Below are 17,104 nucleotides of genomic sequence, written 5' to 3'. Positions count from 1 at the left end.
TGTTGACAGGCCCTCCCCCGACCCCTCCCGCAAGCTGGAGGGGAGAAGAAAGACAAACACAATGGCATCCCATTCCGGCCTCCTCACCGTCATGGACCGCGCCGCGCGCAAGGCCGCGCCGCGCTTGCGTCGTGATTTCAACGAGGTTCAGCACCTTCAGGTCAGCCGCAAGGGCCCGGCCGATTTCGTGTCGATGGCCGATCAGCGCGCCGAACAGACGATCTACGAGGAACTGTCCAAGGCGCGCCCCGACTGGGGTTTCCTGATGGAAGAGCGCGGCGAGATCGCCGGTGATCCGTCCAAGCCGCGTTTCATCGTCGATCCGCTCGATGGCACCACCAATTTCCTCCACGGTATCCCGCACTTCTCGATCTCGATCGCGGTCGAGGAGCCGATGGTGAACGGCAAGCGCGAGATCACCTCGGGCGTGGTCTATCAGCCGCTCACCGATGAGAGCTTCTGGGCCGAGAAGGGCAGGGGGGCCTGGGTGCAGGAGCAGCGCCTGCGCGTTTCGGCACGCCGGGATCTCTCCGAGTCGGTGATCGCCACCGGCATCCCGTTCCTCGGCCACGGCGATTTCGCGCAGTGGAGCCGCATCTTCGGCGCGGTCGCGCCGGAAGTGGCTGGCATCCGGCGGCTCGGTTCCGCCGCGCTCGATCTCGCCTGGGTGGCGGCGGGGCGGTTCGATGGCTTCTGGGAATCGAGCCTGAAGCCGTGGGACGTCGCCGCGGGCATGCTGCTCGTCAAGGAAGCGGGCGGGTTCGTCACCGATTTCCGCGGCGGTGACAAGATGATGGAGCGCAACGAATTTCTCGCGGCGAACGATGCGCTCCAGTCGCGTCTCCACAAGCTGATCGCCAGCGCCCTGCGCTGATCGCGCCGCGGCGGCGGCGATTACTATAAATTGTTAACGCGCACAGCCGTTTAGCGGTGTATGGGGGCGTGTCGATGGGCCGTGCCGGGTATGCGTTGGTTGTTGCGATTCATTCTCACCGCCCCATGCCCTTGCCCGGCTGAAACCATCGTCCTAAAGCCCCGGTCATCCACTTCGCACCTGCGAGAAGCCCATTGTTCGATCCGCTGCAATATCTGCCGATCCTGCTGTTCCTCGGCGTGGCGCTGGCGCTTTCCACCGCCTTCGTCGTCCTGCCGATCATCGTCGGCCGGCTGACGGGAGCGCACAAGCCCAGCCCCGAAAAACTCAGCGAATATGAATGCGGTTTCCCCGCGTTCGAAGATCCGCGCAGTCAGTTCGACGTGCGCTTCTATCTGGTCGCCATCCTGTTCATCGTCTTCGATCTGGAAGCGGCCTTCATCTATCCGTGGGCGGTAAGCGTCTTCAAATTCGGCGGCTGGGCGAGCTGGACGGCGTGGATCGCGATGATGGTGTTCATCGGCGAACTGGCGCTCGGCCTCGTCTATGCCTGGAAGAAGGGAGCTCTCGAATGGGAGTAGAACTCACCCGTCCCGCGAGCGGCGACGTATTGCTGCCGCCCGACCAGAGCTTTTTCGACGGGCTCAACGGCGAACTGACCGATAAGGGCTTCCTCGTCACCTCGACCGAGGAGCTGTTCCAGTGGGCGCGCACCGGCTCGTTGTGGTGGATGACCTTTGGTCTGGCATGCTGCGCGGTCGAGATGATCCACGTCAACATGCCGCGCTATGATCTCGAGCGGTTCGGTGCCGCGCCGCGCGCATCGCCGCGCCAGTCGGACGTGATGATCGTCGCGGGTACGCTCTGCAACAAGATGGCCCCCGCGCTGCGCCGCGTCTACGATCAGATGAGCGAGCCAAAGTACGTCATCTCGATGGGCTCGTGCGCCAATGGCGGCGGCTATTACCATTACAGCTATTCGGTGGTGCGCGGTTGCGACCGGGTCGTTCCGGTCGATATCTACGTGCCGGGATGCCCGCCGACCGCAGAGGCGTTGCTCTACGGCATCATGCAATTGCAGCGGAAGATTCGCCGCTCGGGAACGGTGGAACGGTGAGGGCGCCCGCACCAGCCTATGCCGTCAACGACGGCGTGATCGACGCGGCGACCGCGGCGCTCGGCGGCAAGCTCGATCTCGCGACCGAACTGGTCGGCGAGGTCGCATTGCATGTCGTTCGCGACAGCCTGGTCGAAACGATGATCGCGCTGCGCGACACGCCCGGCCTCGAATATCAGCAGTTGATGGAAATCGCGGGCGTCGATTATCCCGATCGCGGGGTCGAGCGCTTCGAGGTTGTCTATTGCCTGCTCTCGCTGACGCGCAACCACCGCATCCGCGTGCATGTCCGCACCGATGATGCGCTGCCTGTGCCCTCGGTCACGGGAATCTGGCCGGTCGCCGGCTGGCTCGAACGCGAAGTCTACGACATGTATGGCGTGCTGTTCTCGGGCAACCCCGATCTGCGCCGCATCCTGACCGATTACGGCTTTCGCGGCCATCCGCAGCGCAAGGACTTCCCGCTCACGGGATATGTCGAGTTGCGCTATTCGGAAGAAGCGAAGCGCGTCGTGTACGAGCCGGTCCAGCTTGCGCAGGATTTCCGCAATTTCGACTTTATGAGCCCGTGGGAAGGGGCGGAATATATCCTCCCCGGCGACGAGAAGGCCAAGCTGCCCGAGGAAAAGGGCGCGCCCACGCCGCTCAAGGCCGACGAGATCCAGAAGGCGGACGCGGCACAATCCGCCAAGGCCGCGCCGACCGAGGTCAAGACCACCGAGACTCCGGCGCAGACTGGCGCGGGCAAGGCCGAGCCTGACGCGACACCGAAGCCGCAGAACCCGGACGTGGTCCCGACGCCCGGCAAGGGGCAGAACCTATGAGCGACTATCTCGAAAAGCTGGAGGGCGTCACCGACGCTGCCGATCCCACGCTCGGCGATATCGACATCCAGAATTACACGATCAACTTCGGCCCGCAGCATCCGGCCGCGCACGGCGTGTTGCGTCTGGTGCTGGAACTCGATGGCGAAATCATCGAGCGCGTCGATCCGCACATCGGCCTGCTCCATCGCGGCACCGAGAAGCTGATCGAATACAAGACCTACATGCAGGCGCTGCCGTATTTCGACCGGCTCGATTACTGCTCGCCGCTGTGCATGGAGCACAGCTATGTGCTCGCGGTCGAGAAGCTGCTCGATCTCGAAGTGCCGATCCGCGCGCAATATCTCCGCGTGTTCTTCGCCGAGCTGACGCGCATTTCGAACCACATGCTCAACCTCGGCTCGCACGTCATGGACGTCGGCGCGATGACGCCGAACCTGTGGCTGTTCGAAATCCGCGAGGATTGCCTCAACTTCTTCGAGCGCGCTTCGGGCGCGCGCATGCACTCGGCCTATTTCCGGCCGGGCGGCGTGCATCAGGATGTGCCGCTCAAGCTGCTCGCCGACATCGGCGAATGGCTCGATACGCGGCTGCCGCGTCTGTTCGAGGATGCAATCAGCCTCGTCGCCGACAACCGCATCTTCAAGCAGCGCAACGTCGATATCGCGACGGTGAGCCGCGACGACGCGATCAAATGGGGCTTCTCCGGTCCGATGATCCGCGGTTCGGGCATCGCCTGGGATCTGCGCAAATCGCAGCCCTACGATGCCTATGCCAAGATGGACTTCGACGTGCCGGTCGGCACGCGCGGTGACTGCTACGATCGCTTCATGGTGCGCGTCGAGGAAGTCCGCCAGTCGGCGCGGATCATGCGCCAGTGCCTGAGCGAAATGCCCGAGGGGCCGATCGCCAGCCTCGACCGCAAGGTGGTGCCGCCCAAGCGCGGCGAGATGAAGCGCTCGATGGAAGCGCTGATCCACCACTTCAAGCTGTATACCGAGGGCTTCCACGTGCCTGCTGGTGACGTGTACGTCGGCACCGAAAGCCCCAAGGGCGAGTTCGGCGTGTATCTGGTGTCGGACGGGACCAACAAGCCATATCGCTGCAAGATCCGCCCGACCGCCTTCTCGCATCTCCAGGCAGCGGATTTCATGTCGAAGGGCCACATGCTCGCCGACACCACCGCCATCCTCGGCGCGATGGACATCGTGTTCGGCGAGTGCGACCGGTGAGCGGCGCGGTCTTCCCGATGTGGGTATTCGTCGCCGTCGCGGCGGCGATCGCGGTCGCCGCGTTCGCGGTCGCGCAGCTTCAGCCGGGTGCCGGCATGATCGTCGCCGTCCTGGGTTCGACGCTGTGGGTCGCCTATGTCGCGCAGCGCGGCGCTCGGATGCGGGTGCGCCATGACTGACGCCCGGCTTGAGACCACCCATCGCATGATCGCGCTCTACAACGCGCAGGATGCGGACGGCTATGTCGAGTACATGACCGACACGGCCTGCGAGGCGACCTATCGTGGCGCGGTCGTGCGCGAGGGCAAGGAAGGCGTTCGCTCGGGCTTGAAGGCGATGTTCGCGCAATTCCCGGAGAATCGCGCCGAAATCCTCACATCCTACGTCCTCGGCGAAACGGTCGTGCTGCACGAAGACGTGTCGCGCGCGCCCGGTGGCGAGACGTTCGAAGTCATGTCCATCTATTCGTTCGTCGGCGACAAGGTCGACCGCGTGGAGTTCATCCGGTAATGGCCGACGCCCCAAAAATCCCCGACGAGGCAGAGACCCGCGCGCGCTGGGGCGCGTTCGCGTGGACGCCCGAAAATCAGGCCAAGGCCGACGAGATCCTGGCCCGCTACCCCAAGGGGCGCGAGCAGTCGGCGTCGATCCCGTTCCTCGATCTGGCGCAGCGCCAGGTCGGTGCCGATACCAACACGCAAGGCTGGCTGCCGGTGCCGGTGATCGAATATGTCGCGCGCCAGATCGGTGTGCCGTACATGCGCGTGTTCGAGGTCGCGACCTTCTACACGATGTTCAACCTGGCGCCCGTCGGCAAATATCACGTTCAGGTCTGCGGCACGACGCCGTGCCTGCTCGCTGGCTCGGACGATGTGCTTGCCGCGTGCAAGAACAAGGGCTTGTCGAAGGGGCATACGACCCCGGACGGCCTGTTCACGCTGACCGAGGTCGAGTGTCTCGGCGCGTGCGCCAATGCGCCGATGGTTCAGGTCAACGACGATAATTTCGAAGATCTCGACTATGACAAGACCACCGCGCTGCTCGAAGCGCTGGCGGCGGACACGCCGGTGACGCCCGGCTCGCAGACCGGCCGCCGCGATAGCTGCCCTGCCGGCGGCCCGACCAGCCTCGTGGCGATGGTCGACGAAAATCACGATTACCGCGCGGAGTGGGCGTCGTGAACAAGAACGCCATCGTCACCATCCTCGCGATCATCGGCGGTATCGTCGTGCTCGGCTGGCTGCTCAAGCTGACCTTTTCGCTGCTCGGCCCGATCATCGTGATCGGCCTTGGGGTGGTCATCTATCTCGCGCTTTCGAAGAACAAGGGGGGGCGGCTCTGATGCTCGCCGACAAGGACCGGATCTTCACCAACGTCTACGGTTTCCAGCCGTGGAACCTCGACGCCGCGATGATGCGCGGCGACTGGGACAATACCAAGGATCTGATGGCGCTCGGCCAGGACGCGATCATCGACGTCATCAAGGCGTCGGGCTTGCGCGGTCGCGGCGGGGCGGGCTTCCCGACCGGCATGAAGTGGAGCTTCATGCCCAAGGAATCGAAGGATGGCCGCCCGAGCTTCCTCGTCATCAACGCCGACGAATCCGAGCCGGGTTCGTGCAAGGATCGCGAGATCATCCGCCATGATCCGCACAAGCTGATCGAAGGCGCGCTGATCGCGGGCTACGCGATGCGCGCGCGCGCCGCCTACATCTACATTCGCGGTGAGTATATCCGCGAGGCCGAAGTGCTGTTCGCTGCGGTCGCCGAAGCCTATGACAAGGGCCTGATCGGCAAGAACGCCAGCGGCTCGGGCTATGATTTCGACGTGTTCGTCCATCGCGGCGCCGGCGCATACATCTGCGGCGAAGAGACCGCGATGCTCGAAAGCCTCGAAGGCAAGAAGGGCCAGCCGCGCCTCAAGCCGCCGTTCCCGGCCGGCGCTGGCCTCTACGGCTGCCCGACCACGGTCAACAACGTCGAATCGATCGCGGTCGCACCGACGATCCTGCGGCGTGGCGCGGCGTGGTTCTCGAGCTTCGGCGCAGAGGGCAACAAGGGCACCAAGCTGTTCCAGATCAGCGGGCATGTGAACAAGCCCTGCGTGGTCGAGGAAGCGATGAGCATCCCGTTCCGCCAGCTCATCGAGGAGCATTGCGGCGGCATTCGCGGCGGGTGGGACAATCTGCTCGCGGTGATTCCGGGCGGGTCGTCGGTGCCGCTGGTGCCGGCAGCCGAGATCATGGATTGCCCGATGGACTTCGACGGGCTGAAGAAGGTCGGTTCCGGCCTCGGCACCGCCGCGATCATCGTCATGGACAAGTCGACCGACATCGTCCGCGCGATCAGCCGCCTCTCGTATTTCTACAAGCACGAGAGCTGCGGCCAGTGTACGCCGTGCCGCGAAGGCACCGGCTGGATGTGGCGCGTGATGGAGCGGATGCGCACCGGCGACGCCGACATTTCCGAGATCGACACGCTGTACCAGGTCACCAAGCAGGTCGAGGGCCACACGATCTGCGCGCTCGGTGACGCCGCCGCATGGCCGATCCAGGGCCTCATCAAGCATTTCCGCCCCGAGATGGAGCGTCGCATCATCGCCAAGAATGGCGGCGGTGACGCGCCGATGATGGAAGCTGCCGAATAATGCCGATAGTCAAAGTCGATGGCGTCGAAGTCGAGGTGCCGCAGGGCGCGACCGTGCTTCAGGCGTGCGAGCTCGCGGGCAAGGAAATCCCGCGCTTCTGTTATCACGAGCGGCTGAGCATCGCCGGCAATTGCCGGATGTGTCTGGTCGAAGTGAAGCCGGGGCCGCCCAAGCCGCAGGCGTCGTGCGCGCTGCCGGCCGCCGACAAGCAGGAGATCTTCACCAACAGCCCGATGGTGAAGGCCGCGCGCGAAGGCGTGATGGAATTCCTGCTCATCAACCACCCGCTCGATTGCCCGATCTGCGATCAGGGTGGCGAGTGCGATCTGCAGGACCAGTCGGTCGCCTATGGCCGGGGCGCGTCGCGCTATGACGAGAACAAGCGCGCCGTCACCGAGAAGTACATGGGGCCGATCGTCAAGACGGTGATGACGCGCTGCATCCAGTGCACGCGCTGCATCCGCTTTGCCGAGGAAGTCGCGGGCGTCGAAGAGATCGGCGCGATCTATCGCGGCGAGAACATGCAGATCACCTCGTATCTCGAACATGCCGTGTCGAGCGAGCTGTCGGGCAACGTCGTCGATCTGTGTCCGGTCGGCGCGCTCACCTCGAAGCCTTATGCGTTCGAGGCGCGCCCGTGGGAGCTGCGCAAGACGCTGACGATCGACGTGATGGACGCGGTCGGCACCAACATCCGGCTCGATTCGCGCGGACGGCAGGTGCTGCGCGCGCTTCCCGTCATCAACGAGGACGTCAACGAGGAATGGGCCTCTGACAAGACCCGCCACGCGGTCGATGGTCTGGTGCGGCGCCGGCTTGATCGGCCGTATGTGCGCAAGGACGGCAAGCTCGTCGCGGCAAGCTGGGACGAGGCGTTCGCGGCGATCAAGGCGGTCGATGCGGGCAGCAGCGTCGCCGCGATCCACGGCGATCTGCTCGATTGCGAGACGCTCTACGCCGCCAAGGCGCTGCTCGCGTCGATGGGGTCGAGCCTGCTCGAAGGCCGCCAGACCGGCATGGATTACGATACGTCGAGCCTCGCCGCGGTCAATTTCAACACCACGATCGCGGGCACCGAGACCGCCGACGCGATCCTGCTGGTCGGCACCAATCTGCGCTGGGAAGCGCCGCTGGTGAACACGCGAATCCGCAAGGCGATCAAGAAGGGTGCCAAGGTCTTCGCGATCGGCCCGGAACTCGACCTGACCTATAAGGCGACCTGGCTCGGCAACGATCTGTCGTTGCTCGGCAAATTGCCCGAAGAAGTGGCGCAGGCGTTCGACGCGGCAAAGCGGCCGATGGTGATCGTCGGCGGTGCGGCGCTGAAGGGTGGCCACGGCGCGACGCTCGCGCTGGCGAAGACGCTCAACCTCGTTCGCGAGGGCTGGAACGGCTATAACGTTCTGCATTTCTCGGCCGCGCGGAACGGCGGGCTGATGCTCGGCTTCGCGCAGAAGGGCGGCATCGCCGATGTCGCGGCGGCGAACCCCAAGCTCGCGTTCTTCCTGGGTGCCGACGAAGTCGATTTCTCGAAGTTCGCCGGCAGCTTCAAGGTCTATATCGGCCATCACGGCGACAAGGGTGCGGCCGCTGCCGATGTCGTGCTGCCGGGTGCGAGCTATGCCGAGAAGTCGGGCACCTACGTCAACCTCGAAGGGCGTGTTCAGCGCGGCGAGCGGGCGGTGTTCCCGCCCGGCGATGCGCGCGAGGATTGGACGATCCTGCGCGCGCTGTCGGCGGTGCTCGGCCACACGCTGCCGTTCGACTCGATCGAGGAACTGCGCGCGGCGATGGGTGTCGATACGCCCGATCTCGCGACGCTCGGCCTCAAGACCTTCGCGTGGAACCCGCCGTCGCTCGACGCGGCCGGGCAGGGCGAAATCGCCTATCCGATCAAGGACTTCTATTTGACCAACGCGATCTGCCGGGCCAGCCCGACGATGCAGCGCTGCTCGGCTGAAATCCTCCACGGCCAGGATTTCGCGGAGGCGGCGGAATGACCTCGTTCTTCACCTATCGATTCGGAATGCCGTTCGGCTGGGCGTGGTTCGTCGCCACGCTGATCGACATCCTCCTCATCGCGCTGCCGTTGATGTTGGCGGTCGCGATGATCATTTACGTCGATCGCAAGATCTGGGCGTCGATGGCGCTGCGGCGCGGTCCGAACGTGGTCGGCCCATTCGGGCTGCTGCAGTCGTTCGCGGACGGCCTCAAGGTCTTCCTGCAAGAGACGATCATCCCGATCGCGGCGAACAAGACGCTGTTCCTGCTCGCGCCGATCATCACCTTCACCGTCGCGCTGATCGTGTGGGCGGTGGTGCCGTTCGCCAAGGATGCATCGGTCGCCAATATCAACGTGGGGCTGCTCTACGTGCTCGCGGCGTCGTCGCTGGGCGTGTACGGCATCATCCTGGCGGGCTGGTCTTCGAACTCGAAATATCCGTTCTATTCGGCGATCCGCGCTGCCGCGCAGATGGTCAGCTACGAAGTCGCGATCGGGTTCGTGCTGATTTCGGTGGTGCTCTATTCGGGCAGCTTCAATCTCGGCGCGATCGTCGAGAACCAGAAGGGCTATTACGGCTTCCTCAACGGGCATTGGTGCAACCCGCTGCTGTTCCCGATGGCGGTGGTGTTCTTCATCTCGTCGCTGGCTGAAACGCAACGCGCGCCGTTCGATCTGACCGAGGCGGAGAGCGAACTCGTCGCCGGCTACCAGACCGAATATTCGTCGATGAGCTTCGCGCTGTTCTGGCTGGGTGAATACGCCAACGTCATCCTGATGTGCGCGCTCAACGCGACGTTGTTCTGGGGCGGCTATCTGCCGCCGTTCGACTGGGCGCCGCTTTACTATGTGCCGGGCATTCTCTGGCTGTTCCTCAAGATGGCGGCGTTCTTCTTCCTGTTCAGTTGGGTGAAGGCGACCGTCCCGCGCTATCGCTACGACCAGCTTATGCGGCTGGGCTGGAAAATCTTCCTGCCGATGTCGCTGATCTTCGTTTTCCTCGTGTCGGGCTATCTGATGCTCGTGCGGGTTGGAGTACCGGCATGAGCATCGGCCATTTCATCAAGTCCTACACGCTCTGGGAGTTCGTGAAGGCACACGCGCTGACCCTGAAGTATTTCTTCAAGGCCAAGGCGACGATCAACTATCCGTTCGAGAAGAACCCGCTCAGCCCGCGCTTTCGTGGCGAGCATGCGCTGCGTCGCTATCCGAGCGGCGAGGAGCGCTGCATCGCGTGCAAATTGTGCGAGGCGATCTGCCCCGCGCAGGCGATCACGATCGAAGCGGAACCGCGCGACGATGGCTCGCGCCGCACGACGCGTTACGACATCGACATGACCAAGTGCATCTACTGCGGCTTTTGCCAGGAAGCGTGCCCGGTCGATGCGATCGTCGAAGGCCCGAACTTCGAATTCGCGACCGAGACGCGCGAGGAGCTGATCTACGACAAGGATAAGCTGCTCGATAACGGTGACCGTTGGGAGAGCGCGATTGCGGCGAACCTTGCCGCCGACGCGCCGTACCGGTAATGCGCGGCCACATCGATTCCATGCCGTCAGCGCGCGCGCTGCCATCGCCAACGGGCGAGGCGACGGTCCTTTCACAGTCCCAGGCGAACGGGGGTTCGAAGTAACATCGTGATCCAGGCCTTCGCCTTCTATCTCTTCGCGATCATCGTGATCGCGTCAGCCGTGCTGACGATCACCGCGCGCAACCCGGTCCATGCCGTGTTGTGGCTGATCCTCGCCTTCTTCAACGCCGCCGGGCTGATGGTGCTGGTCGGTGCCGAGTTCATCGCGATGCTGCTCGTCATCGTCTATGTCGGCGCGGTCGCGGTGCTCTTCCTGTTCGTCGTGATGATGCTCAACATCGATTTCGCCGAGTTGCGCGCCGGCTTCGTCCGCTACGCGCTGATCGGGCTGGCCTTCGCGGTCGCGCTCGCCGCCGAGATCATGATCGCGTTCGGCGCCTGGAGCGCGGGCACGATCGAACTCGGCCGCCGCGCCGCACCGACGCCGGACGCGGTGCCGAACATCGAGGCGATCGGGCTGCTGCTCTACTCGCGCTATCTGTTCGTGTTCGAAGGCGCCGGTCTGGTGCTGCTCGTCGCGATGATCGGCGCGATCGTGCTGACGCACCGGGAGCGCAGCGGGGTCCGCCCGCAGAACATCAGCCGCCAGGTCAAGCGCCGTCCGCAGGACGCGACGCGCAACACCCGGCCGACCGTCGGACAGGGAATCGAACTGTGATCGGCCTCACGCATTATCTCGTCGTCGCGGCGATCCTGTTCGCGCTCGGCGTGCTCGGGCTCATCGCCAACCGCAAGAACCTCATCGTCATGCTGATGGCGATCGAGCTGATCCTGCTCGCGGTGAACCTCAATCTCGTCGCCTTCTCGGCATACCTGCACGATCTCGTCGGCCAGATCTTCGCGATGTTCGTGCTGACCGTGGCGGCGGGCGAGGCGGCGATCGGACTTGCCATTCTCGTGATCTACTTCCGCGGCCGGGGCACGATCGCGGTCGACGACGTCAACCGGATGAAGGGGTAATACCGGCGTGACTTCGATCCTCTTCATCGTGTTCCTGCCGCTCGCGGCAGCGATCCTCGCCGGCTTCTCGAACAAGTCGTTCGGCAGCGCCTTTCCCAAGGCGGTGACCACCGGCGCTTTGTTCATCGCCTGCCTGCTCTCCTGGCCGGTGTTCATCCATTACCTCGGCGGCGGCGAGAAGACCGTCACGCCGGTGCTCAACTTCATCCAGTCGGGCACCATGCATGTGTCATGGTCGCTGCGTGTCGATGCGTTGACCGCAGTGATGCTGGTGGTGGTGACGAGCGTCTCGGCGCTCGTTCACCTCTATAGCTGGGGCTATATGTCGGATGATCCCGACCAGCCGCGCTTCTTCGCCTATCTGTCGCTGTTCACTTTCGCGATGCTGATGCTGGTGACGGCGGACAACCTCGTTCAGATGTTCTTCGGCTGGGAAGGCGTTGGTCTGGCGTCGTACCTGCTGATCGGCTTCTGGTTCCGCAAGCCCACCGCCAATGCCGCCGCGATCAAGGCGTTCGTCGTCAACCGCGTCGGCGATCTCGGCTTCATGCTCGGCATCTTCGGCACCTTCCTCGTCTTCAAGACGGTATCGATCGACGAAATCCTGACGGCGGCACCGCATATGGCGGGTTCGACGATCGGCTTCTTCGGTGGCCGTTTCGATACGATGACCGTGCTATGCCTGCTGCTGTTCGTCGGCGCGTGCGGCAAGTCGGCGCAGCTCGGCCTGCACACCTGGTTGCCCGACGCGATGGAAGGCCCGACCCCGGTGTCGGCGCTGATCCACGCTGCGACGATGGTCACGGCGGGCGTGTTCATGGTGTGTCGCCTGTCGCCGATGTTCGAAGCCTCGCCGGTCGCGATGCACGTCGTGATGACGATCGGCGCCGCGACCTGCTTGTTCGCCGCGACCTGCGGCCTCGTGCAGACCGACATCAAGCGCGTGATCGCCTATTCGACCTGTTCGCAGCTCGGCTATATGTTCTTCGCGGCGGGCTGCGGCGCGTATGGCGCGGCGATGTTCCACCTGTTCACGCATGCCTTCTTCAAGGCGCTGCTGTTCCTCGGTGCCGGCTCGGTGATCCACGCGATGCACCACGAGCAGGACATGCGCTATTACGGTGGCCTGCGCAAAAGCATCCCGATCACCTTCTGGGGCATGATGGCGGGTACGCTCGCGATCACCGGCGTTGGCATTCCCGGGATCTTTGGCCTGCCGCAGATCGGTTTCGCTGGCTTCCACTCGAAGGACGCGATCATTGAAGTGGCGTTCGCCGCCGGCCAGACGGGGACGTGGTTCGTCGGAGTGTTCGTTGCACTGCTGACCAGCTTCTATTCGTGGCGCCTGATGTTCCTCACCTTCTGGGGCAAGCCGCGCTGGGCGCAGTCCGAGCATATTCAGCATGCGATTCATGACGCGCACGGCCACGGCCATGACGATCATGCCCACGGTCATGATGATCACGGCACGCGGGCCGCGCACGCCCATCATGGCGAAAACGCGGAGGAAGGGCAGGGCGCGACGCCTGACGCCCATGCGGCGGGCGCGCACGACCTGCCCGCCGGCACCGGTGGCTATCACCCGCACGAAAGTCCGTTGCCGATCCTCATCCCGCTGATCGTGCTGTCGATCGGCGCTGTGCTCGCGGGCTACGTCTTCCACGGCTTCTTCATCGAGCCGGCGTCCGGCGAGAGCTATTGGCGCGGCAGCATCGCCTTCAACGAGCACCTGATGCACGCGATGCACGGCGTTCCGGTGTGGGTGAAGCTGTCGGCGTCGGTCGCGATGCTGCTCGGCCTGTTCAGCGCCTGGTACGCCTATCTCGCCAAGCCGGAGCTGCCGGCGCAGATGGCGAAGCAGTTCAGCGTGCTGTACGACTTCCTGCTCCACAAATGGTATTTCGACGAGTTGTACGACCTGATCTTCGTCAAGCCCGCTTTCGCGATCGGCCGGTTCTTCTGGCACCGCGGCGACGAGAAGACGATAAATCGGTTCGGACCCGACGGTTCCGCGTGGCTGGTCTCGCTGGGTAGCCGAGTGGCTGGCCGCCTGCAGACCGGATATCTCTACACCTATGCGTTCGTCATGCTTATCGGGCTGACCGCAGCGATGACCTGGGCGATCACACGATGAGCGGTTTCCCCATTCTCTCCCTAATGCTCGCGATCCCGACGGTCGCGGCGATCGGGTGCCTGTTCCTCAGCCCCTCGGGCGCGCGGTGGCTGGCGCTGATCGCGACCTTGGTCGATTTCGTGCTCGGCGTCGCGCTATGGGCGAACTTCGATATCGGCGGCGCGCAGTGGCAGTTCGTCGAGAACGCCGGCAGCGTCGGTGTGTTCGACTGGAAGCTCGGCATCGACGGGTTCGCGCTGATGCTCATCATGCTTAGCGTGTTCCTGATGCCGATCTGCATCGGCGCGAGTTGGGTCGCGATTCAGAAGCGCGTGCAGGAATATATGGCCTGCTTCCTGATCACCGAAGTGCTGATGATCGGGACGTTCGCGGCGCAGGATCTGCTGCTGTTTTACATCTTCTTCGAAGCCGGCCTGATCCCGATGTACCTCATCATCGGCATCTGGGGGGGCGCGAACCGCATCTACGCGTCGTACAAATTCTTCCTATATACGCTGCTCGGCTCGCTGCTGATGCTCGTCGCGATGCTGTGGATGATCCACTACACCGGCACCACCGATATCCCGACCCTGCTCAAGACCGATTTCCCGCGTCAGGTGCAGACGTGGCTATGGCTGGCCTTCTTCGCCTCGTTCGCAGTGAAGATGCCGATGTGGCCGGTCCACACCTGGTTGCCCGACGCGCACGTGCAGGCGCCGACCGCCGGCTCGGTGATCCTGGCGGGCGTGCTGCTCAAGCTCGGCGGCTACGGCTTCCTGCGCTTCTCGGTGCCGATGTTCCCCGAGGCGTCGTCGCAACTGACGTGGCTGATCCTCGCGCTGTCGGCGATCGCGGTGGTGTACACGTCGCTGGTCGCGCTGGTTCAGTCCGACATGAAGAAGCTGATCGCCTATTCGTCGGTCGCGCACATGGCGATCGTCACGATCGGTCTGTTTGCCTTCAATCAGCAGGGCATCGAAGGCGCGATGGTGATGATGCTCAGCCACGGCCTCGTCTCGGGCGCGCTGTTCCTGTGCGTCGGCGTGATCTACGACCGGCTCCATACCCGTGAGATCGATCGCTATGGTGGCCTCGCGATCAACATGCCGCGCTACGCGTTGCTGTTCCTGTTCTTCACGATGGCCTCGATCGGCCTGCCGGGTACGAGCGGCTTCGTCGCCGAATTCCTCAGCCTGCTCGGTACCTATCAGGTCTCAACCGTGGCGACGGCGGTCTGCACGACCGGCATCATTCTCGGCGCCGCTTATATGCTTTACCTCTATCGTCGTGTCGTGTTCGGCGATCTGACCAAGGATGACGTGCGGGTGATGCCCGATCTTAGCCTGCGTGAAATCGCGCTGCTCGCGCCGGTCGCGGCGGTGGTGTTGTGGATGGGTGTGTATCCCGAGAGCTTCCTCGCGCCGATGCGCGGCGATGTCGCGACGCTCGTCGCGCGCGTCGACCGCGCCAGGCCGGCTGGTGACTCGTTGCCCACGGCGGGGCACGCGGTCGTACCCGCTGCCCATGGGGAGGCACGGCCATGACCGACTCGCTGATGATGGTCCTCCCGGAGGAGATCCTCTCGATCGGATCGATCGTGCTGATGCTGTTCGCCGCCTGGGGCGGGCAGGCCTCGACGCGGATGATCTCCTGGGTCGCGGTGGCGGTGCTGGCTGGCGCGACGATCGCGCTGCTCGGGCCGGCATCGAGCGGGGGTGTCGCCTTCGACGGCCTGTTCCGCGCCGATGGCTTCGCGGCTTTCTCCAAGGTGCTGATCTACGGCGCGACCGCGGTGTCGATCCTGCTCGCGCCGCGCTTCTTCCGCCAGACCAGTGGCGACGATCTCCGCCCCGAATATCCGGTGCTGTTGCTGCTTTCGGCGTGCGGCATGGGGATGATGGTTTCGGCGGGCGATCTGCTGGTGCTGTATGTCGGTCTCGAACTGCAGAGCCTCGCGGCTTATGTGCTCGCGAGTTTCATGCGCCGCGATACGCGCTCGGCCGAGGCGGGCCTCAAGTATTTCGTGCTCGGCGCGCTGGCGAGCGGCATCCTGCTCTACGGCATCAGCCTGGTGTACGGCTTCAGCGGCTCGACGCTGTTCCCGCAGATCGCCACCGCGTATGGCGCGGGCCATTCGCTCGGCCTCACCTTCGGGCTGGTGTTCGTGTTCGCGGGACTGGCTTTCAAGATCAGCGCGGTGCCGTTCCACATGTGGACGCCCGACGTGTACGAAGGCGCGCCAACACCGGTGACCGCGTTCTTCGCTTCGGCCCCAAAGGTCGCGGCAATGGGCCTCGCGGTTCGCGTCGCGGTCGAGGCGATGGGGCCGGCGGTTGATCAGTGGCGCCAGATCGTGATCTTCGCGAGCCTCGCCTCGATCATCTTCGGTGCGGTCGCGGCGATCGGGCAAACCAACGTCAAGCGGCTGCTTGCCTATTCGTCGATCAACAACGTGGGCTTCGTACTGGTCGGTCTCGCCGCCGGTACGCAGCAAGGCGTCGCGGCGGTGCTGTTCTATCTGACCGTCTATGTCGTGATGACACTCGGCAGCTTCCTGGTCGTGCTCCAGATGCGCGATGCCGATGGTCAGCCGGTCGAGACGCTCGCCAGCCTGTCGGGCATGTCGCGCACGCGCCCGGGTCTGGCGCTGGCGATGGCGATCTTCATGTTCAGCCTCGCCGGCATCCCGCCGCTGCTCGGCTTCAACGCCAAGCTGGCGGTGTTCAACGCGGCGATGGCGGCCGGTCTGTATCCGCTCGCGGTGGTCGGCTTCGTCGCCTCGGTGATCGGCGCGTATTATTATCTTCGTGTCGTCAAGGTGATGTACTTCGACGAGCCGGTCGGTGATGGCTTCCCGAAAAGTGGCGATATCGTCGAGGGCGGGCTGATTACCGTCGCGGCGGTGTTCGTATCGCCGCTCGGCTGGCTGGTGCTCGCGCCGCTTGGCCTAGCGACCATGGCGGCGGCCGGGTCGCTGTTCTGAGCGCTTGGAACATAAGGGGTGCGGAACGATGATCCGCACCCTCGCCGAGACCGGCTCGACCAATGCCGACATGCTCGATCTCGCCCGCAGCGGCGCGTCCGAAGGATTGTGGTTGCGTGCCGAACGCCAGACGGGCGGGCGCGGCCGGCAGGGCCGGACGTGGGTGTCGCCGCCCGGCAATCTCTACACCAGCACGCTCGTCCGGCTGCGCCCGACCGACCCCGAGGCCGCCTCGCTCGCGCTGGTCGCGGCGGTGGCGCTTGAAGAGGCGGTACGCGCGCATCTCGCCGCCGCTGCGGTGCCTACGCTCAAATGGCCCAACGACCTGCTGCTGGACGGCGCCAAGCTCTCCGGCATTCTGCTTGAACGCGCCGCCGATGCGGTGGTGATCGGCATCGGCGTCAACCTCGCACAGCATCCGCACGATCTCGACCGCGCCACCACCAGCCTCGCCGCGCACGGTGCGATCGTCGATCCAGCGACCTTCCAGGAGACGCTCGCCGACGCGTTCGCGCGCTGGCTCGGCGTGTGGCGCGGGCAGGGGCTCGCGCCGGTCCGCACCCGCTGGCTGGAGCGCGCGCACCCGCCCGGCACACCGCTCACCGCGCGCCTGCCCGACGGCAGCGCGATCGACGGGCTGTTCGATGGTCTCGACATCGGCGGTGCGCTCGTCTTGCGCTTGGCGGACGGCGGGCGGCGTGTCATTCATGCCGCCGATATAGTCCTGCTGTGACTGCGCTCTGACGCGGCCACGGCACGGGA

19 protein-coding genes are annotated in these 17,104 nt (G+C 64.6%); all 19 read left to right on the top strand.

From position 1 onward, the window contains the following. The first annotated feature begins 61 nt into the window (after positions 1–61). The 19 genes from J0A91_RS22080 to J0A91_RS21990 all read left to right on the top strand — a co-directional run bounded on the left by J0A91_RS22080 (position 62) and on the right by J0A91_RS21990 (position 17,075). Complete coding sequence (locus tag J0A91_RS22080) at positions 62–874, top strand: inositol monophosphatase family protein (protein WP_069206702.1); 813 nt, start codon at positions 62–64, stop codon at positions 872–874. A gap of 194 nt (positions 875–1,068) precedes the next feature. Beyond that, entirely contained in the window at positions 1,069–1,455 is a 387-nt protein-coding gene (gene ndhC, locus J0A91_RS22075; RefSeq protein WP_069206701.1) for an NADH-quinone oxidoreductase subunit A, read from the top strand. Beyond that, a complete protein-coding gene (locus J0A91_RS22070) occupies positions 1,446–1,991 on the top strand; it encodes a NuoB/complex I 20 kDa subunit family protein (protein ID WP_069206700.1) in 546 nt (181 codons plus the stop codon). Before ndhC ends, J0A91_RS22070 begins: the two co-directional genes overlap by 10 nt. Next, positions 1,988–2,815 (top strand): NADH-quinone oxidoreductase subunit C, encoded by an 828-nt coding sequence (locus J0A91_RS22065; RefSeq protein ID WP_069206699.1) that lies wholly within the window; start codon positions 1,988–1,990, stop codon positions 2,813–2,815. The genes J0A91_RS22070 and J0A91_RS22065 overlap by 4 nt, the downstream gene beginning before the upstream one ends. Next, positions 2,812–4,047, top strand: coding sequence for an NADH-quinone oxidoreductase subunit D (locus J0A91_RS22060; protein WP_069206698.1), 1,236 nt, complete (start codon positions 2,812–2,814; stop codon positions 4,045–4,047). Before J0A91_RS22065 ends, J0A91_RS22060 begins: the two co-directional genes overlap by 4 nt. Further along, complete coding sequence (locus J0A91_RS22055; protein WP_069206697.1) at positions 4,044–4,226, top strand: hypothetical protein; 183 nt, start codon at positions 4,044–4,046, stop codon at positions 4,224–4,226. Before J0A91_RS22060 ends, J0A91_RS22055 begins: the two co-directional genes overlap by 4 nt. After that, complete coding sequence (locus J0A91_RS22050; protein WP_069206696.1) at positions 4,219–4,557, top strand: nuclear transport factor 2 family protein; 339 nt, start codon at positions 4,219–4,221, stop codon at positions 4,555–4,557. The genes J0A91_RS22055 and J0A91_RS22050 overlap by 8 nt, the downstream gene beginning before the upstream one ends. Beyond that, complete coding sequence (locus J0A91_RS22045; protein ID WP_069206695.1) at positions 4,557–5,228, top strand: complex I 24 kDa subunit family protein; 672 nt, start codon at positions 4,557–4,559, stop codon at positions 5,226–5,228. Before J0A91_RS22050 ends, J0A91_RS22045 begins: the two co-directional genes overlap by 1 nt. Beyond that, positions 5,225–5,389, top strand: a complete 165-nt coding sequence (locus J0A91_RS22040; RefSeq protein WP_165388303.1) for a hypothetical protein — start codon at positions 5,225–5,227, stop codon at positions 5,387–5,389. Before J0A91_RS22045 ends, J0A91_RS22040 begins: the two co-directional genes overlap by 4 nt. Then, entirely contained in the window at positions 5,389–6,693 is a 1,305-nt protein-coding gene (gene nuoF / locus J0A91_RS22035) for an NADH-quinone oxidoreductase subunit NuoF (RefSeq protein ID WP_069206694.1), read from the top strand. Before J0A91_RS22040 ends, nuoF begins: the two co-directional genes overlap by 1 nt. Next, positions 6,693–8,693: an NADH-quinone oxidoreductase subunit NuoG gene (gene nuoG, locus J0A91_RS22030; RefSeq protein ID WP_069206693.1), complete on the top strand. Its 2,001-nt coding sequence runs from the start codon at positions 6,693–6,695 to the stop codon at positions 8,691–8,693. Before nuoF ends, nuoG begins: the two co-directional genes overlap by 1 nt. Continuing rightward, on the top strand, positions 8,690–9,742 hold the full coding sequence (nuoH, locus tag J0A91_RS22025; RefSeq protein ID WP_069206692.1) for an NADH-quinone oxidoreductase subunit NuoH: 1,053 nt from the start codon (positions 8,690–8,692) through the stop codon (positions 9,740–9,742). Before nuoG ends, nuoH begins: the two co-directional genes overlap by 4 nt. Continuing rightward, on the top strand, positions 9,739–10,224 hold the full coding sequence (gene nuoI, locus J0A91_RS22020; protein WP_069206691.1) for an NADH-quinone oxidoreductase subunit NuoI: 486 nt from the start codon (positions 9,739–9,741) through the stop codon (positions 10,222–10,224). Before nuoH ends, nuoI begins: the two co-directional genes overlap by 4 nt. 108 nt (positions 10,225–10,332) lie before the next feature. After that, entirely contained in the window at positions 10,333–10,944 is a 612-nt protein-coding gene (locus J0A91_RS22015; protein ID WP_069206690.1) for an NADH-quinone oxidoreductase subunit J, read from the top strand. Further along, entirely contained in the window at positions 10,941–11,246 is a 306-nt protein-coding gene (gene nuoK / locus J0A91_RS22010) for an NADH-quinone oxidoreductase subunit NuoK (protein WP_069206689.1), read from the top strand. Before J0A91_RS22015 ends, nuoK begins: the two co-directional genes overlap by 4 nt. Before the next feature lie 7 nt (positions 11,247–11,253). Continuing rightward, a complete protein-coding gene (gene nuoL / locus J0A91_RS22005; RefSeq protein WP_069206688.1) occupies positions 11,254–13,380 on the top strand; it encodes an NADH-quinone oxidoreductase subunit L in 2,127 nt (708 codons plus the stop codon). Next, entirely contained in the window at positions 13,377–14,903 is a 1,527-nt protein-coding gene (locus J0A91_RS22000) for an NADH-quinone oxidoreductase subunit M (RefSeq protein WP_069206687.1), read from the top strand. Before nuoL ends, J0A91_RS22000 begins: the two co-directional genes overlap by 4 nt. Beyond that, positions 14,900–16,342: an NADH-quinone oxidoreductase subunit NuoN gene (gene nuoN / locus J0A91_RS21995; protein WP_069206686.1), complete on the top strand. Its 1,443-nt coding sequence runs from the start codon at positions 14,900–14,902 to the stop codon at positions 16,340–16,342. The genes J0A91_RS22000 and nuoN overlap by 4 nt, the downstream gene beginning before the upstream one ends. A 28-nt stretch (positions 16,343–16,370) precedes the next feature. Beyond that, the gene (locus J0A91_RS21990; RefSeq protein ID WP_069206685.1) at positions 16,371–17,075 is read left to right on the top strand and encodes a biotin--[acetyl-CoA-carboxylase] ligase; all 705 of its coding nucleotides are present in this window, start codon (positions 16,371–16,373) and stop codon (positions 17,073–17,075) included. Positions 17,076–17,104 lie beyond the last annotated feature (29 nt).

This window comes from Sphingomonas panacis, assembly GCF_001717955.1.
In the GTDB taxonomy this organism is placed as follows: domain Bacteria; phylum Pseudomonadota; class Alphaproteobacteria; order Sphingomonadales; family Sphingomonadaceae; genus Sphingomonas; species Sphingomonas panacis.
Note: the sequence above shows the minus strand (reverse complement) of the source record. Positions and strands in the feature narration are given on the sequence as shown.

What these genes read in the sequence shown, in the direction of transcription:
- J0A91_RS22045 (WP_069206695.1), top strand. Translation starts at nt 4,557, where the DNA reads ATGGCCGACGCCCCAAAAATCCCCGACGAGGCAGAGACCCGCGCGCGC.
- J0A91_RS22080 (WP_069206702.1), top strand. Translation starts at nt 62, where the DNA reads ATGGCATCCCATTCCGGCCTCCTCACCGTCATGGACCGCGCCGCGCGC.
- J0A91_RS22070 (WP_069206700.1), top strand. Translation starts at nt 1,446, where the DNA reads ATGGGAGTAGAACTCACCCGTCCCGCGAGCGGCGACGTATTGCTGCCG.
- J0A91_RS21990 (WP_069206685.1), top strand. Translation starts at nt 16,371, where the DNA reads ATGATCCGCACCCTCGCCGAGACCGGCTCGACCAATGCCGACATGCTC.
- nuoG (WP_069206693.1), top strand. Translation starts at nt 6,693, where the DNA reads ATGCCGATAGTCAAAGTCGATGGCGTCGAAGTCGAGGTGCCGCAGGGC.
- nuoN (WP_069206686.1), top strand. Translation starts at nt 14,900, where the DNA reads ATGACCGACTCGCTGATGATGGTCCTCCCGGAGGAGATCCTCTCGATC.
- nuoI (WP_069206691.1), top strand. Translation starts at nt 9,739, where the DNA reads ATGAGCATCGGCCATTTCATCAAGTCCTACACGCTCTGGGAGTTCGTG.
- nuoF (WP_069206694.1), top strand. Translation starts at nt 5,389, where the DNA reads ATGCTCGCCGACAAGGACCGGATCTTCACCAACGTCTACGGTTTCCAG.
- J0A91_RS22000 (WP_069206687.1), top strand. Translation starts at nt 13,377, where the DNA reads ATGAGCGGTTTCCCCATTCTCTCCCTAATGCTCGCGATCCCGACGGTC.
- J0A91_RS22050 (WP_069206696.1), top strand. Translation starts at nt 4,219, where the DNA reads ATGACTGACGCCCGGCTTGAGACCACCCATCGCATGATCGCGCTCTAC.
- nuoH (WP_069206692.1), top strand. Translation starts at nt 8,690, where the DNA reads ATGACCTCGTTCTTCACCTATCGATTCGGAATGCCGTTCGGCTGGGCG.
- J0A91_RS22060 (WP_069206698.1), top strand. Translation starts at nt 2,812, where the DNA reads ATGAGCGACTATCTCGAAAAGCTGGAGGGCGTCACCGACGCTGCCGAT.